The 15368-nt window shown below is 64.7% G+C and carries 14 protein-coding genes and 1 pseudogene; 1 reads left to right on the top strand and 14 read right to left on the bottom strand.

What is annotated here, in order from left to right; genetic code table 11:
* Positions 1–516: a nucleoside deaminase gene (locus CLU85_RS17930; protein ID WP_100412632.1), complete on the bottom strand. Its 516-nt coding sequence runs from the start codon at positions 514–516 to the stop codon at positions 1–3.
* Between the two features lie 442 nt (positions 517–958).
* On the opposite strand from CLU85_RS17930, the pseudogene CLU85_RS17925 reads away from it, so the two are divergent.
* Positions 959–1953, top strand: a pseudogene (locus CLU85_RS17925) (isopenicillin N synthase family dioxygenase).
* A 78-nt stretch (positions 1954–2031) separates the two neighbouring features.
* Here the strand turns inward: CLU85_RS17925 and CLU85_RS17920 are convergent.
* The 13 genes from CLU85_RS17920 to CLU85_RS17860 all read right to left on the bottom strand — a co-directional run bounded on the left by CLU85_RS17920 (position 2032) and on the right by CLU85_RS17860 (position 15143).
* Positions 2032–2448 (bottom strand): VOC family protein, encoded by a 417-nt coding sequence (locus CLU85_RS17920; protein ID WP_100411451.1) that lies wholly within the window; start codon positions 2446–2448, stop codon positions 2032–2034.
* Positions 2445–3443, bottom strand: coding sequence for an isopenicillin N synthase family oxygenase (locus CLU85_RS17915; protein WP_100411450.1), 999 nt, complete (start codon positions 3441–3443; stop codon positions 2445–2447). The genes CLU85_RS17920 and CLU85_RS17915 overlap by 4 nt, the downstream gene beginning before the upstream one ends.
* Before the next feature lie 13 nt (positions 3444–3456).
* Positions 3457–4485 carry an ABC transporter substrate-binding protein gene (locus CLU85_RS17910; protein ID WP_100412631.1) on the bottom strand — a complete coding sequence of 343 codons (1029 nt, stop codon included), beginning with the start codon at positions 4483–4485 and terminating at the stop codon, positions 3457–3459.
* Between the two features lie 378 nt (positions 4486–4863).
* Entirely contained in the window at positions 4864–5661 is a 798-nt protein-coding gene (gene otnI, locus CLU85_RS17905; protein ID WP_100411449.1) for a 2-oxo-tetronate isomerase, read from the bottom strand.
* A gap of 33 nt (positions 5662–5694) precedes the next feature.
* Positions 5695–6384: an aldolase gene (locus tag CLU85_RS17900; RefSeq protein WP_100412630.1), complete on the bottom strand. Its 690-nt coding sequence runs from the start codon at positions 6382–6384 to the stop codon at positions 5695–5697.
* Between the two features lie 29 nt (positions 6385–6413).
* Positions 6414–7691, bottom strand: coding sequence for a 3-oxo-tetronate kinase (gene otnK / locus CLU85_RS17895; RefSeq protein ID WP_100411448.1), 1278 nt, complete (start codon positions 7689–7691; stop codon positions 6414–6416).
* A complete protein-coding gene (gene ltnD, locus CLU85_RS17890; RefSeq protein ID WP_100411447.1) occupies positions 7688–8593 on the bottom strand; it encodes an L-threonate dehydrogenase in 906 nt (301 codons plus the stop codon). The genes otnK and ltnD overlap by 4 nt, the downstream gene beginning before the upstream one ends.
* 35 nt (positions 8594–8628) lie before the next feature.
* Entirely contained in the window at positions 8629–9996 is a 1368-nt protein-coding gene (locus tag CLU85_RS17885; protein ID WP_100411446.1) for a GntP family transporter, read from the bottom strand.
* 304 nt (positions 9997–10300) lie between these two features.
* The gene (locus CLU85_RS17880; RefSeq protein WP_100411445.1) at positions 10301–11080 is read right to left on the bottom strand and encodes a FadR/GntR family transcriptional regulator; all 780 of its coding nucleotides are present in this window, start codon (positions 11078–11080) and stop codon (positions 10301–10303) included.
* A 136-nt stretch (positions 11081–11216) separates the two neighbouring features.
* On the bottom strand, positions 11217–12269 hold the full coding sequence (locus CLU85_RS17875; RefSeq protein WP_100411444.1) for a patatin-like phospholipase family protein: 1053 nt from the start codon (positions 12267–12269) through the stop codon (positions 11217–11219).
* 160 nt (positions 12270–12429) lie between these two features.
* The gene (locus CLU85_RS17870; protein WP_100411443.1) at positions 12430–13197 is read right to left on the bottom strand and encodes an ABC transporter permease; all 768 of its coding nucleotides are present in this window, start codon (positions 13195–13197) and stop codon (positions 12430–12432) included.
* Positions 13198–13215: 18 nt separating this feature from the next.
* Complete coding sequence (locus tag CLU85_RS17865) at positions 13216–14040, bottom strand: ABC transporter ATP-binding protein (protein WP_100411442.1); 825 nt, start codon at positions 14038–14040, stop codon at positions 13216–13218.
* A gap of 71 nt (positions 14041–14111) precedes the next feature.
* A complete protein-coding gene (locus CLU85_RS17860; protein ID WP_100411441.1) occupies positions 14112–15143 on the bottom strand; it encodes an ABC transporter substrate-binding protein in 1032 nt (343 codons plus the stop codon).
* Positions 15144–15368 lie beyond the last annotated feature (225 nt).

The raw sequence follows: 15368 nt of genomic DNA, 5'->3' as shown, positions 1-15368 counted from the left end.
TCAGGTTTTCCAGAACCCGACATGGGGTGCGCTGGCTTCTTCCACCAGCGTCGGGCCGATGCATTCAATGGCGTGGGGCGAGGCCGCAAACACGTCGCGGCACGACAGCTCGGCGTCGCGTTGTTCGGCGCGCTCACCCCGAAAAACGCGCAGGCGCACAGCATCAATGCCAAACACCACGCGCCCGATGCCAGACCAGAAGATGGCTCCTGCACACATCACACAAGGCTCTGCCGACGAATAGAGCGTGGCCTTGGCCAGCGTGTTGCGGTCCATGCGGGGGCTGAGCTGGCGCACGGCGTTGGTCTCGGCGTGGCCGGTGCAGTCGCCGGTTTCGGTGGTGTTGCAATAGGCCTCGGCCAGCAGCTTGCCGTCGGCGCCGATCACCACCGCACCAAAGGGCCGGTTGCCGCGCGCGCGCGCTGTGCACGACCAGGCAATGGCTTGGCGCAAATAGGTGCCATCGGTGTCATCCAAAAGCACAGGTTCTTCAAGCGGGGCGGGGGATGTGGACATGAGTGCGTGCATGGGTTGTCTCCGTTTGTGGTGTGGTGGGGTGCTTGGCCGTCGTGCAACGCCGGGCTGTCTGCGAGCCCGCCGCTGTGATGGGTTGCGCTATGCATTTGGCATGCCAGTCACAAACAGTGACATGTATGCATGGCTTTGATGCGCCCACTGCCTGCCTTGCAGGGTGCACTCGCGGGTGCCTTGGGCATTGTTCTTGCATCATCCAGGGCAAGAGTAGAAGCGTTCACTGCGTAGCCAACATGCCACCCCGCATGAAACGACGCCAGCCGGAAATTGCTCTTGAAGCCCGCTGTGCGCACAGCGGTGTGCGCCCGTGCACACCGTGGCTTCAAGATGTGACGGCACCCTGCCTGTGCAAGCGGTGCCATCCACTCTTGAAGCGCCAGGCGGGAGGGCCTTTCTTCCTTCCACTTGTCTTCAGGAGAACCGCATGACCAGCACCGCCACGTATGACCTCGCCGAGCTGCAAAAAGAAACGCGCATGGGCGCGATGGGTTCGGAAACCGCGAGCCGCGAGATCCGCCGCATCGACCTCACACACTTTGCACAGCGCAAGACCGAGATTGCCGACCAGCTATGGAATGCCGCCGTCGATGTGGGCTTCTTCCAGATCGTGAACCATGGCATTGACCTGGCCGAGGTGCGCAACGCCTTTGCGATGACCGAGCGCTTCTTTGCGCTGCCGGATGCCGTGAAGGCGCAATACTCGCTCAAGAAGGCGCTCAACGTGGGCTGGGAAAGCCGCGCCCAGGTGCGGCCATCCACCGGAACGCCCGACCAGAAGGAGTCGTACCAGATCACCCGCCCGCACATGGATGGCCTGTGGCCTACCGACGAGGAGCTGGCGGGCTTTCAGGCCACCATGCTCGCCTTCGAGGGGCAGTGCTGGCAGGTGGCGATGCAGGTGCTGTCGTGTTTTGCATGGAAGCTGGGGTTTGACGAGGACTTCTTTGCCCGCGCGCACGACCCTGCACAGGCCAGCTACCAAAGCACCTTGCGCCTGTTGCACTACTTTGCCACGCCCCCGAGCAGCAGGCCCACCTGGGCCTGTGGCGCGCTGGGGCTCATACCGACTTTGACTGCCTGACCTTGCTCTTCCAGCGCCAGGGCCAGGGCGGTCTGCAGGTGTGCCCCGGCAAGGAGATGGACAGCCAGGCCTGGACGTCGGTGACGCCCGACGAGCAGGCGATCACCTGCAATATCGGCGACATGCTGATGCGCTGGAGCGATGACCAGCTGCCCAGCAACTTTCACCGCGTGAAGAATCCTTTGCCGGGCGAGTACATGGGTCCGCGCTACAGCATGGCATTCTTTGCGCAAGCCAACCGCGACGCCATCATCGAAGGGCCCGGCAAGAAGTACCCGGCGATTGCCGCGGGCGCCTACCTGAACCAGCGGGTGGCGGCCAACTTCAAGGCGTATTGATGTGTGCGGACGGGGTAGCCGTTGGGTGACCTCGTCATTGCTTTGGATGGCTGATTGCGGATCGGGTGGGCGCCTGCTTCACACGGCGTTGCGCGGCCCACCCATGGCACTGACGCGGAACACGTTGTCCTCCGGGTCGGCCAGCACCGCCTGCCACTGGCCGTAGTAGGTGGCGTAGGGCGGCTTGATGATCTGCCCTCCCAGGGCTGTCACCTTCACCCCTGCCGCCTCCACGGCATCCGCCGTGTCCAGCATGAAAGTGGCGTAGCCCGTCACGCTGCGCGGTGGCCGTACCGCCGCGTCGGGTTGTCGGTCGGCAACGCCCAGCAGGGCATAGGCCTCGTGCGCGTTGAAACCGAGCTGAAAGTGCTCTGTCTCCACCGCACGGTAGATGGCCGAGCGTGTACCCGCAGCCTCGGGCAACTGCAGCAGGGTTTGATAAAACTGCAGTTGTGCATCGATGTCACGGCACAGCAAGTTGAACCAGAGCTTCATGCCATCACCGCTGCGCTGGCCGAAGTGGTGGCGTGCCCCATGCCGTAGGTCTTGCGGTACATCGCCTGCAAGTGCTCGCCCACGGTGCAGGGTTCAAAGCGCGGTGCCTCGCCTGCGGGAACGCAGGTGGGCACAGGCACCACCTGCGCTTCGTAGTCGGGCGTGTAGAAGAACGGAATGGAGTGGCGTGGTGCGTCGCCACTGTGCACATTGCGCACGCGGTGCGGGTTGGAGCGGTACAGCCCATTGGTCCAGCGCGGGATCATGTCACCCAGGTTCACCACCAGCGCTCCGTCCACCGGCGTGGCCGCTGCCCATTCGCCATCGGGCAGCTTCACCTCCAGCCCGCCGTGGCGGTCTTGCGCCAGCAGGGTGATCGCGCCCCAGTCGGTGTGTTCGCCCGCGCCAAAGGTCAACGCATCGGCGCCCTCGGGGTGCGGCGGGTAGCGCAGCAGGCGCAGGGTGAGCATGGGACTCTGGTGCGTGTGGTCAAAGAAGTCTTCCGGAAGGTGAAGGGACAGCGCTAGCAACTGCATCAGCCGCAGCGCCAACTGCTGCAGGGCGGCGATGTAGGTGCGGCTGTGTACGGCCAGGTCGGGCAGCGCTTCGGGCCACTGGTTGCAGCCGTAAGAGTGGTAGCCGCGCTGCACATAGGGGTGGTCGGCCGCGTAATCCAGACCGCAGTAAAAACTTTCCTTGAGGTCCGGGCGAGCGCTGGCGTCCAACGTCTGCCCACCCAGGCTTTCGTAGCCACGCATGGAGGGCGAACGGTGCAGCGAGATGGCTTCTTTGTCCGCCAGCGGCAGATCGAAGAACTGCTGCGCCAGGGCAAACTGGCGCGCGATGACTTCTGTTGGAACGCCATGGTTCAGCACGTAGAAGAAGCCAGTGCCCATGCAGGCCTGGCGCAGCTGGGTCGCCACAGCAGTTACGGCCGGGCTGTGGGGCGCACCAGACTGCAGCGCCCCGCTGAGGTCGATGAGGGGGATGCCCATGGCGATCCCCTGGTCAGGCCTTGAGCTTGCGATCGGCCGCTGTGGGCAGGAAGCGGTCGGTCCAGATGTCAGCCACCGCCAGAGTGCTCTTGAGGCCAAAGGCCGCCACGGTCTCGTCGATGGTGGCCTGCAGGCGTGTGGCAGTGGCAGCGCCCCAGCCGTTGGCGCGTGTCTCAGCGGTTTTCATCGTGCCGTCCACGATGAGCTGCAGGCGCTCGAATTCGATCTCTTCATTGGCCAGCGGCTCGCGCGCCTTGATGGCTGCAGCCCCTGCACGCGGGTCGGCAATCGCATCGACCCAGCCGCGCGTGGTGGCTTTCACGAACGCCTTCATGGCCTCGGGGTTTTCCTGCATGCTCTTGGCGTTGGCGATCAGCCCGTTGCCGTACGACTTGAGGCCGTAGTCCGAAAAGCGGAAGACCGTGATCTGATCGGGTCCCAGACCCCGCGCCTTCAGGTTGAGCAGACCGGTAAAGAAGAAGTACGCAGCGGCATCGAAGTCGCCTTTGACGAACCGCGTGTCGCCGATGTCGGGCGCAACGTTCTCCCATTTCACCGTGCTGCCATCAAAGCCCTGCGCCTTGGCAAAGGCCGGAAACAGTTTGCGCGAGGCGTTGAAGGGCTGGCCCAGGATGGTCTTGCCCGCGAGGTCGGTGGGCTTCTTGATGGCGCCGTCCTTGCGCACCATGACCGAATTGGGGTTCAGGTCGTACTGGATGGCCACGGCCGCCAGCTTGGCCTGCGGGTTGGCCGTGTTGAACTCGATCATGGTCGAGAGGTCGGCCGATGCCACGTCATACGCACCACCTGCCACGAGACTGATCGCCGATGCCGAGCCGTTGCCCGTGTCGACGGCCACATCCAGCCCGGCGTCCTTGTAGTAGCCACGTTGCTGCGCGAGCAAAAAACCTGCGCCCGAGGCCTCGATTTTCCAACCCAGGTTGAACTTGAATTTCTGCAGATTGCCCTGGGCGCGCACAAAGGGTGTGGCGTACAGCAGGGCGGCGGCGCCGGTGGCGCGGATAAGGGAACGGCGTTGCATGATGAGGCACTCCATTGGCGATGGTGGGTCAACCACAGCCGGGTGCAAAAGCCGCGCCTCACACCCAGCCGAACGGGCATGCAACCCACAACGCGTTCAGGCAAGAGAGGATTCCCCGCATCCTGAAGACACGCTGCCAGACCCGGCACCCTCCGAGGGCGTCGGTCCATTGCATGCTTCAAGAGCAATTTCCGGGCGGTGGCCGCTGAACGCTTCTACTCTTGGTAGCGAGGTATTCGCAGGATCTGTGCCATGCCTGGGTGTCGCGTGCAGTCGCCGGAAGACGCCCGGTGTGCTGCGCGATGGTGCGCGCCGCACCAGCGGCTGGCATGCTGTAGCTGCTTTGGTGCGGGTCTGTGCCAGCGCAGAGAGACCGGTTTACAGCCAGGGCTTGAGCCAGCCCAATCCATCCGAGGTGGCGTGCGCAGCGGCGCCGCGGGCCGGGCGGTATTCGCAGCCAATCCAGCCGTCATACCCCAGGCTGTCGAGCAGCTTAAACAGGTAGGTGTAGTTCAGCTCGCCCACATCGGGCTCGTGGCGCTCGGGCACGCCAGCGATCTGCAGGTGCCCGACGTTGCCGGTGGGCAGGTACTGGCGGATTTTCATGGCGAGGTCGCCTTCCACAATCTGGCAGTGGTACAGGTCCATCTGCACTTTCACATTCGCCGCACCGATCTCCGCGATCAGTGCGTGGGCCTGGTCCTGGCGGCTCAGGAAGAAGCCGGGCATGTCGCGGCCATTGATGGGTTCCAGAAGGATCTGGATGCCGTGGGGCGCAGCCTGCTCGGCGGCGTAGCCCACGTTGGCGATGTAGGTGGCACGCACGGTGGCGGCATCTGCGCCCTGCGGCACCAGGCCTGCCATCACATGGATGCGGGGGCACTTCAGGGCCTGGGCGTATTCAACGGCCTTGGTGATGCCTTGGCGGAACTCGGCTTCGCGCCCCGGCAGGCTGGCCAGGCCGCGCTCACCGGCGTCCCAGTCTCCGGGCGGGGCGTTGAACAGCACCTGCTGCAGGCCGTGGGCCTGCAGGCGTGCGGCCAGCTCTTGGGCGGGGTAGGCATAGGGGAAGAGGTATTCCACCGCCTTGAAGCCGTCGTGGGCGGCAGCGGCAAAGCGGTCTAGAAAGTCCACGTCGTTGTAGAGCATGGACAAATTGGCGGCAAAGCGGGGCATCGGATTCCTTCTGTCTTGGGCTAAGGCGTGGCCTTACCACTGGGCGCCAAAGGTATGGCGCAGTTCTTCGATCTGGGGCTCGGTCAGCGGCGCAGGCCGGGGCTGGCACAGCAGCCACAGACGCGCGGTTTCTTCCAGCTCTTCCAGCACGGCCATGGCGGCGGCGGGCGTGTCGTGCCACACGTTGGGCCCCAGGCGTGCCAGCATCACGGCGCGCACAGGGCTGCCTTGAGTGGCGTACCGGGTGATCGTCTGCGCCACCAGCGCCGCCGCTGCGGCGTCTCCGGGGCGGTGGTAAGGGATGTGCGGCACGCGGCCCACTTTCATCACAAAGTAGGGCGTGATGGGCGGCAGCAATTGGGCATCGGGCGCCAGCTGGCCGCCTGCAGCGGTGTCGGCTTGCAGCGAGCAAGCCACCAGGTGCGTGCTGTGCGTGTGGATCACGCAGCGTGCGGGCGCTTTGGTGTTTGCAGAGGCTTCGTAGATCTGCCGGTGCAGCGCAATCGTCTTGCTGGCCCGGTCGCCAGCCACCTGCTGGCCTTGCGCGTCCAGCCGTGCCAGCCGCTCGGGCTGCAGCGTGCCCAGGCACGCATCGGTGGGGGTGATGAGATAGCCATCGGCCAGGCGCACACTGATGTTGCCCGCGGTGGCGTGCACGTAGCCGCGCTCAAACAGGCTGCGGCCCACGCGGCAGATTTCGGCGCGGGCTTCGCTTTCATCCATGAAGGCGGAGGTGGTGGCGGCGGTGTTGCTCATGCCTGCAATTGTGCAAAAGCCTTGGTGAAGAAATCGGTGCTGCCAAAGTTGCCCGATTTCAGCGTGATGTGCAGGCCGTCCTTCGCATCGGGGGCCACGGCATGGCACCACGGCACGCCGGGGTCGATCTGACCGCCAATGCGCATTTGCGTGATGCCCAAGGCCTGCACGCAGGCCCCCGAGGTTTCACCGCCCGCCACGATGAGCTGGCGCACGCCGCGCTGCACCAGGCCACGTGCAATGGCCGCAATGGTGTCTTCCACCATGGCACCGGCCTTGTCAGACCCCAGCTTGCCCTGTATGGCGCGCACAGCCGATGGCTCGGCGGTGGAATACACCAGCACCGGGCCTTGGCCGATGTGGCCTTCCGCCCATACCAGCGCTTCGGCGGCCACGTCCACGCCTGCGGCGATGCGCAGCGGGTCGATGGCCAGGGCGGGTTGGCCCGCTTTGATGAAATCCATCACCTGCTGGTTGGTGGCCACCGAGCAGCTGCCCGACACGATGGCCTGCAACCCTTGAGCGGCGGGCAGGCGGGCTGCCTCGTTGCTGGGCGCCACGCCAAAGTTGCCCGGCAGGCCAATGGCCACGCCTGAGCCCGCGGTGACCAGCGGCATGCCCTTGAGCGCCGGGCCCAGGCGCAGAAGGTCGGCGTTCGACACCGCATCGACCACGGCCATGCGCACACCCTCGGCCTTCAGTTGATCGATGCGTGCGCGGATGGCGGCCTCGCCCTGCGCCACCACGCTGTGGTCAATCAAGCCCACGCGGCTTGCGGTCTGCGCTTGCAGCACGCGCACCAGGTTGGGGTCGGCCATGGGCGTGAGCGGGTGGTTCTGCATGCCGCTCTCGCTCAGCAGCACATCGCCCACAAACAGGTAGCCCTTGAACACGGTGCGCTTGTTGTCGGGGAAGGCGGGCGTGGCGATGGTGAAATCGGTGCCCAGGGCCTGCATCAGCGCATCGGTCACGGGGCCGATATTGCCCTCGGCCGTGCTGTCAAACGTGGAGCAGTACTTGAAGTAGATCTGCTCGGCGCCCTGCGCCTGGAGCCACTGCAGCGCGGCCAGCGACTGGGCGATGGCTGCGTCTTTGGGAATGGTGCGCGACTTGAGCGCGACCACGATGGCATCGGCCTCGGTATCCAACGGGGCCGTGGGCACGCCCATGGCCTGTACCACGCGCATGCCGGCACGCACCAGGTTGTTGGCCAGGTCGGTCGCGCCGGTGAAGTCGTCGGCAATGCAGCCCAAAAGTGCACGTGCGCGCGTCATGCCTTTTTCTCCTTCCCTTCGGGCAGGGTGATGCCAGGGAAGATCTTGATCACGGCGCTGTCATCTTCCTTGGCAAAGCCTGCGGTCGATGCCTGCATGAACATCTGGTGTGCGGTGGCGGCCAGCGGCAGGGGGAATTTGCTGGCGCGGGCGGTGTCCAGCACCAGGCCCAGGTCCTTCACAAAGATATCGACAGCCGACAGCGGCGTGTAGTCGCCCGCCAGCACATGGGCCATGCGGTTTTCAAACATCCAGCTGTTGCCTGCGCTGTTTGTGATCACTTCGTACAACGCAGCAGCATCCACCCCTTCGCGCAAGCCCAGGGCCATGGCTTCGGCGGCCACGGCAATGTGCACACCGGCCAGCAGCTGGTTGATGATCTTGACCTTGCTGCCCGCGCCCGCCTTGTCCCCCAGGCGGTACACCTTGCCTGCCATGCCGTCGAGTACGGCGTTGGCGGCGGCATAGGCCTCGGGTTGGGCCGAGGTCATCATGGTCATCTGGCCCGATGCCGCCTTGGCAGCGCCGCCGGAGATGGGTGCGTCCACGTAGTGCAGGCCCAGCGCATTCAGGCGCGCTTCAAGGGCCACTGACCAGCTAGGATCCACGGTGGAGCACATCACGAAGGTGCTGCCAGGGCGCATGGCAGCTGCTGCACCGTTCTCACCAAACAGCACGCTCTCGGTCTGCGCGGCGTTGACCACCACCGACACGACCACATCGCTCACTGCCGCCAGGGCCGCCGTGGTGGCGTGTGCGGTGCCGCCTTCGGCCACAAAGGCTTCGGCCACGCCGGGGCGCACGTCGCACACGTGGATGGCGAAGCCGTTGTTGCGCAAGGTTTTGGCAATGCCGGCGCCCATGGCGCCCAGGCCGATGATGCCTACGGTGGGTTGGGTCATGTTGTCAGTCCTTCAGTGAATCAGGAAAAAGGGGCTCAGGCCACCAGGGCCCAGAGCAGGGCGGTCATTGCAAAACCTGCCAGGCCCAGCACAGTGGTCAGCACCGTCCAGGTGCGCAGGCCATCGCCCACGCTCAGGCCCAGGTAGCGGGTCACGATCCAGAAGCCTGAATCGTTGACGTGCGACAGGCCCAGGCTGCCAAAGCCAATGGCCACCGTGAGCAGCGCCACTTGCAAGGGGGAATACCCGCCACCGGCCATCGCATCGGCCAGCAAGCCGCAGGTGGTGATGATGGCCACGGTGGCCGAACCCTGTGCGGCGCGCAGGGCCAGCGAGATGATGAACGCCAGCAATATCAGCGGCAGGTGCGTGGCCGTGAGGCTTTGCGACAGCGCAGCACCAATGCCGCTGGCCGTGAGCACCTTGGCAAACACACCACCCGCGCCGGTCACCAGGATCACGGTGGCGGCAGGGGGCAGGGCCGATTCCATGATGGCGTTGGTGCGTTCGCGGTTCCAGCCCTGGTTGCGGCCCAGCAAAAACATCGCCAGGCCCACGGCCACCATCAGCGCAAAAATGGGCGAGCCGATGAAGCCCAGCACGTTGCGCAGGCTGTCGCCCTTGGGCAGCAGGGTAGCACCCGTGGTGCCAGCCATGATGAGGGCCAGCGGGATCAGGATGAGCGCCAGAATGGTGCCTACGCCGGGTGCACTGCGGGTTTTGGACGGGGCCGTTTCGTCGCTTTTCCCAAAGGCTGCAAACTGCTCGGCGGTGGTGGGCAGCATGGGATAGCCCTTGCGGTTGAGCCAGCCTGCCACGTACTGCGAGAGCACCGCCAGCGGAATGCAGATGGCCAGGCCAATGATGGTGATCCAGCCGATATCGCCCTTGACGATGGCGGCGCCGCCCACGATGCCGGGGTGCGGAGGCACCACCACGTGGACGGCCAGCATGATGCCCGCCACGGGCAGGCCGAACTTGATGGGGTTGACACCCGCCGCCTTGCAAAAGCCATACACGATAGGCACCAGGATGATGAAGCCCACATCAAAAAACACGGGAATCGACAACACCAGCGCAGCCGCCGTGAGCGCCATGGGCACCCGCGTGGGGCCCAGCAGCTGCGTAAAGCGGTTGGCCAGGCTGGCCGCACCGCCCGAGACCTCGATCATGCGCCCCAGCATGGAGCCCAGCGCCACCAGGATGGCGACCGAACCCAGCGTGCCGCCCATGCCCGCAATCAGCGTGCTGATGATGTCGCCAATGGGCATGCCCGTGGCAAACGCCACCAGAAAGCTCACCAGCATCATCGCCACGAAAGCGTGGACCTGCCAGCGAATGATGAGCAACAGGAGCAGGCCAATGCTGCCGGCGCCGATGCCGAGAAGTGCGAGGGTGGACATGTGCGGGATATCTCCGGGATGGAAGGGTGTCAATACGGGGAACGGGGCTTTGCAAACCCCTTGTTGCCATTCCCGCAGGCACTCTGGTTGGTGTGTTTATATGGTTATCATACAAATTATTGCGCATCCTTTTGGTGCGGGTTAACCCGTATCAGATGGGTTGGGTGTGGGCGGAATGCACCCCATTAGGGGTCTTTTGGGGTTGATGCGCCCATTCTGCATGCGCTGCTAGCTATGTCTTTGATAGCGTTCTAGGGATGGCAGAGGCAACCCGCAGCCGCTATCGCTCGCCCCGAGTTGGGGTTTAGAACACCAGCGGTGCCGACGCCGCTACCAGCGGCTGGGCCAGCCGCGCACCGTCTTGCGCCCAGAACGCCAGGTCGGCCTGCGCAATGCGGGCCAGTGCATTTTTCATGTGCTGTGCTGCCGCCGCGCGCGCAGCCACGGGGTCGCCGGCCTCGATGGCTAACACGATCTGCGTGTGCTCATGGGTCACCGCGTCGGCAAAATCCTCGCGCCGCGCCTCGTTGGCGCGGGTTACGCGGGTGGCGCCTTTGAGGAACTGCGCCAGGTAGTCCAGCGTGCTGATCATGAAGGGGTTGCCCGCCGCATGGGCAATGGCGCGGTGGAACAGTACGTCCTCTTCCACGCCATCCCGGCCCGCGCGCACGGCCTCGGCGATGTGTTGCATGGCCTGGCGGATGGCGGCGATGTCTTCGCTGGTGCGGCGCAGGGCGGCCAGTTCAGCCACCTCGGATTCGAGTGCGCGGCGCACCTCCACGATCTGCATCACGGCCTCGCGCGGTGCGGCGTGGGGCAGCTCAAACTGCAAGGGCTCTATGCCCGGCGCTTGCACATACACCCCGCTGCCCTGGCGTGAGTCGACCAGCCCCAACGATTTGAGGCGCGAAATCGCTTCGCGCACCACGGTTCGGCTGACCTGGAACTGCAGGGCCAGCGCGGCCTCGGTGGGGAGCTTTTCGGCTGCCTGAATGCGGCCCGTGCGGATCTCGGCCTCCAGCGCACTGGCGACTTGATCGGCCAGCTTGATGCCGGGTTTGATGGCGGAGAACGGGGAGGACATGGGAAAACAGGTGGTGGGGTGATTGCGGTGGTGCTGGCGATGCCCAGCCTGCGGCGCGGTTGACTGTACCCCAAGCCCCGAAGCTTACGGCGCGCCCCATGTGCAACGCTCAGGGGTGGCCCGGCTGCGCGGTGGGCTACTTCGGCGCCGCGCAGGAGTCGTCCAGCCCCGCCATGCCCGCCAGCCGTTGCAGGCGCGAGCGGTTGTCCACACAGACCCTGTGCTCGGCCTCGATCACTTTTTGTTGCGCCTGCTGCGCGGACCGGGCGCGCTCGGCCTGCAACTGGGCAATGCGCTCACGGATCTGCGGCATGGCCACCAGGGCGGCTTTTTCGCCTTCCACGATGGCGTTGGCGCGCTGGCTGAAGTCGGCCGCGCCAATGTCCAGCACCTGCGGGCGGATGATCACGTCGGCGCGTGCCAGCTCGGCCTGGCCGAGCTTCTGGCCCATGATGGCAATCGACTGATTCAATGCGCCCAGCATGTTGGCTGGCGTCTGGCCCCGGGCCTTGTTGGAAATGTCCACGGCAATCACGATGTCCGCACCCAGCTGGCGCGCGGCGTCCACGGGCACGGGGCTCACGATGCCGCCATCCACAAAATGGTATTTGCCGATGGCGACGGGCTGGAACACGCCAGGCACGCTGCTGGATGCACGCACCGCCTGGCCGGTGTTGCCACGCGCAAACACGGTGCGCTCGCCGTCTTCGAGCCGCGTGGCCACCACCACAAAGGGCCTGGCCATCTGCTCCAGCGGTTTGCGGCGCACCTGCTCGTTCACATAGTCTTCCAGCTTCTGGCCCAGCACCAGGCCGCCGGACGAGAGTTGCAGGTCGCGGATCTTTGCTTCATCCAGCGCCACGGCCTTTTCCTGCATTTCAAAGGCGTTCATGCCGCTGGCGTACAGCGCGCCCACCACGCTGCCCGCGCTGGTGCCGGAGATGACGGCGGGGGCAAAGCCATTGGCCTCCAGCATCTTGATCACGCCAATGTGCGCAAAACCCTTGGCCGCACCGCCGCCCAGTGCAATGCCCACGCGAATGGGGGGAGCGGAGGTGGGAAGAGGGGGCTGCGTCCCCGCGTCGGGCCGGGTGGGCGTGGTGCCACCACATGCGGTCAGGGCCAGGGCTGCCAGCACGGTCACGGTGGCGTGGGTGGCCAGCGGGTGGAAAAAAGCGGTCAAGCGCATGCCGGGCGATCCTGCGGTGCAACGGGGCGCGAAGTATAGCGGCGGCGGTGCTCTTACACCGTGGATGGTGTTATTCACTCCTAAAAATGTAGCTGCTAGCGCTTTGCAGATAAGCGCTAGGGGTGTTTCGGCTGTTTTTTTGACGGCCGTCCGTGCCAATTCACTCGCCTTGCGAGCCCCGGTGCGCCCAGCCGGTGGTGCGCTTTTCGATGGCACTGAACAGCTCGTACATCACCATGGCCATGGCGCCCACCACCATCAGGCCCGCAAACGCCAGGCCCATCTGCATGGACGAGCCCGCGCTGATGAGCAGGTAGCCAATGCCTTCATTCGCAGCGGTCATCTCCGACACCGTGGTGCCCACAAACGCCAGCGTGATGGCCACCTTGAGCGAGCCGTAGAAGTACGGCATGGATCGCGGCAGGCCCACCTTGGTCAGCACGTCCCAGCGCTTGGCGCCCAGCACGCGCAGCACGTCTTCCAGCTCGGGCTCCAGGGTGGCGAGGCCGGTGGCGATGTTGACCATGATGGGGAAGAAACTGATGAGAAAGGCCGTGAGGATGGCCGGGCCCACGCCAATGCCGAACCACACCACGAGGATGGGCACGAACGCCGCCTTGGGCAGTGCGTTGAAGGCCGTCATCAGCGGATACACGGCGGCATAGGCCAGGCGTGAGCTACCGATCACAAAGCCCAGCAGCACCCCTACGACGATGGCAAGGCCAAAGCCTGCCATGGTCACCCAGAAGGTGCGCCAGGCATGGCCTGCGATGACGCCGCCAAATTCCACCAGTTGGGTGGCAATGGCCCAGGGGCTGGGGAAGATGAACTCGGACACATTGAAGGCCGAGCAGACGATTTGCCACAGCAGGATGGTGGCGCCCAGCAAGATCCAGGGGGACCAGCGCTCTACGGTTTTCTTGTGCATGGTGGGGAGATTTCCGGGTTACTGCTGGATGGGCGCGCCTGCTTTTCGCAGTGCGCCAATGTGGCCGCGCAGTTCATGCACGATGTCGGTGAACTCCTTGGTGTAGGTCACCTCCAGGTCGCGTGGGCGGGGCAACTCGATCTCTTTGCGCACCACAAAACGCCCGGGGCTCTTGCTCATCACATACACGGTGTCGGCCAGAAAGACCGACTCCCGCAGGTCGTGGGTGACGAGGATCACGTTGAATCTCTGTTCGGTCCACAGGTCGCGCAGGATGCACCAGAGCTCTTCGCGGGTGAAGGCATCCAGCGCGCCAAACGGCTCGTCCAGCAGCAGCATCTTGGGCTCGTGGATCAGCGCGCGGCAGATGCTGGCGCGCTGCTGCATGCCGCCCGACAGCTGCCAGGGGAACTTGTCCTCATAGCCCGCCAGCCCCACCTTTTGCAGCAGCTTGCGGGCGCGCTCTTCGTATTCCTTGCGCTTTTGCTTGAAGTGGCTGCGGTAGGGCTCGACGATTTCTAGCGGCAGCAGCACGTTATCCACCGTGGTGCGCCAGGGCAGCAGCGAAGGCGCCTGGAAGGCCATGCCCGACACCTTGAGCGGCCCCGTCACCGGCTGCCCGTCGATGAGGATCTTGCCCATGGAGGGCATCTTCAAACCGGTGGCCAGCTTCATGAAGGTGGACTTGCCGCAGCCCGAGGGGCCGACGATGGCGATGAATTCGCCCTGGCGCACCTGCAGGTCGATGGCTTCGACCGCAAACTGGTTCTTGGCACGCAGCTCGTCGTTGTAGGCGAGCCAGACGTCCCGGAAATCCACAAAATAGTTGTCAGCAGCCTGCATGGAAGTTTTTTGCTAAAAATAGCCGCAAGCGCTAGTCAATCATGCGCCTGAAGCTATCAAATTAATAGTGATTACTTCTTGGGCAGGATGTTCAGCTCGGTCGCGCTGGGCAAAAAGCTGGGGTTCCACACGTCGTCGGCGTTCACACGCGTCTTGGTGTTGAAAGCATCCGACACCTGCGACGCCATCAGCGACAGGCGGCCCGGCACCGCCTTGCCAAAACCTTCGGCGCGGGCGTCGGGACTGTTGATGACGGTGTCGATGGCCAGCTGCAGGCGGCGGGTTTCGAGCGGCACGTTCACGATGCCGTCACGCGCCTTCACATGCTCGATGGCAGCGGCGGGGTTGGCGATCACTTCCTTGGCGCCCTTGGCAAACGCCGAGAGGAAGGCCTTGATGGCAGCGGGGTTCTCCTTGACGAGCTTCGGCGACGCGATGATCACGTTGCCATAGAGCTTCACGCCGAAGTCCGCATAGGGCAGCACCACCACGTCGGCCGCCTTGGCACCACGGGCTTCCAGGTTCAGGAGCGAGGTGAATGTGAAGCCCGTGATGGCGTCCACGTCGCCGCGCACCAGCATGGTTTCGCGCAGCGGGGGGTCCATGGCGGTCCACTGCACGCTGCCGATGCCGTTGGCCTTCTGGAAGATGGGGAACGCGCGGCGGCCTGCGTCGAATACGGGTGCGCCCAGCTTCTTGCCGGCCAGGTCGGCAGGTTTGGTGATACCGCTCTTCTTGAGTGCCATGACCGAAGCGGGCGTGTTGTTGTAAACCATCATCACCGCCACGGGCTTGTTCTGCGCGTCGGGGTTGTTGGCGTGGAATTCCATCACGGCGGCCAGGTCGGCAAAGCCCATGTCATAGGTGCCCGAGGCCACTCGCTGCACGGCACCGCCCGAGCCGTTGCCGGCGTCCACGGTCACGTCCAGGCCCGCAGCCTTGAAGTAGCCCTTGGCCACGGGCTGCAGGAACAGGGCGGCAGGGCCCTCAAAACGCCAGTCGAGCTGAAACTTGATGGGCGTGGTGGCTTGCGCCTGGGCCAGCGAGGTGCTGCCGATCAGGGCCAGGGCGGCAGCGGTTTGCATGAACAGTCTTTTTTTCATCGGGGGCTCCTGTCGGGCGAGGGGAAATGCGGTGAGGGAAGGCATGGGCCCCATCCAGGGGCCATACACCTGCAGTCAGCAAAAACGATGCCCGGTTTGCGCATGTGGGTGTTTTGCCGTGCCCCATTGTTCACCGAAGTGGTGCATGCAGACATGCTGGGTTTCCCCAAATGGTGCAGGCGCGGTGCGAAGGGCTGTCGTACCCATGAAAAACGGGGCCCGTAG

Source organism: Acidovorax sp. 69 (assembly GCF_002797445.1).
Lineage (GTDB): Bacteria > Pseudomonadota > Gammaproteobacteria > Burkholderiales > Burkholderiaceae_C > Acidovorax.
This window is presented reverse-complemented; position numbering and strand designations above follow the sequence as displayed.

What these genes read in the sequence shown, in the direction of transcription:
- CLU85_RS17930 (WP_100412632.1), bottom strand. Translation starts at nt 516, where the DNA reads ATGTCCACATCCCCCGCCCCGCTTGAAGAACCTGTGCTTTTGGATGAC.
- CLU85_RS17920 (WP_100411451.1), bottom strand. Translation starts at nt 2,448, where the DNA reads ATGAAGCTCTGGTTCAACTTGCTGTGCCGTGACATCGATGCACAACTG.
- CLU85_RS17915 (WP_100411450.1), bottom strand. Translation starts at nt 3,443, where the DNA reads ATGGGCATCCCCCTCATCGACCTCAGCGGGGCGCTGCAGTCTGGTGCG.
- CLU85_RS17910 (WP_100412631.1), bottom strand. Translation starts at nt 4,485, where the DNA reads ATGCAACGCCGTTCCCTTATCCGCGCCACCGGCGCCGCCGCCCTGCTG.
- otnI (WP_100411449.1), bottom strand. Translation starts at nt 5,661, where the DNA reads ATGCCCCGCTTTGCCGCCAATTTGTCCATGCTCTACAACGACGTGGAC.
- CLU85_RS17900 (WP_100412630.1), bottom strand. Translation starts at nt 6,384, where the DNA reads ATGGATGAAAGCGAAGCCCGCGCCGAAATCTGCCGCGTGGGCCGCAGC.
- otnK (WP_100411448.1), bottom strand. Translation starts at nt 7,691, where the DNA reads ATGACGCGCGCACGTGCACTTTTGGGCTGCATTGCCGACGACTTCACC.
- ltnD (WP_100411447.1), bottom strand. Translation starts at nt 8,593, where the DNA reads ATGACCCAACCCACCGTAGGCATCATCGGCCTGGGCGCCATGGGCGCC.
- CLU85_RS17885 (WP_100411446.1), bottom strand. Translation starts at nt 9,996, where the DNA reads ATGTCCACCCTCGCACTTCTCGGCATCGGCGCCGGCAGCATTGGCCTG.
- CLU85_RS17880 (WP_100411445.1), bottom strand. Translation starts at nt 11,080, where the DNA reads ATGTCCTCCCCGTTCTCCGCCATCAAACCCGGCATCAAGCTGGCCGAT.
- CLU85_RS17875 (WP_100411444.1), bottom strand. Translation starts at nt 12,269, where the DNA reads ATGCGCTTGACCGCTTTTTTCCACCCGCTGGCCACCCACGCCACCGTG.
- CLU85_RS17870 (WP_100411443.1), bottom strand. Translation starts at nt 13,197, where the DNA reads ATGCACAAGAAAACCGTAGAGCGCTGGTCCCCCTGGATCTTGCTGGGC.
- CLU85_RS17865 (WP_100411442.1), bottom strand. Translation starts at nt 14,040, where the DNA reads ATGCAGGCTGCTGACAACTATTTTGTGGATTTCCGGGACGTCTGGCTC.
- CLU85_RS17860 (WP_100411441.1), bottom strand. Translation starts at nt 15,143, where the DNA reads ATGAAAAAAAGACTGTTCATGCAAACCGCTGCCGCCCTGGCCCTGATC.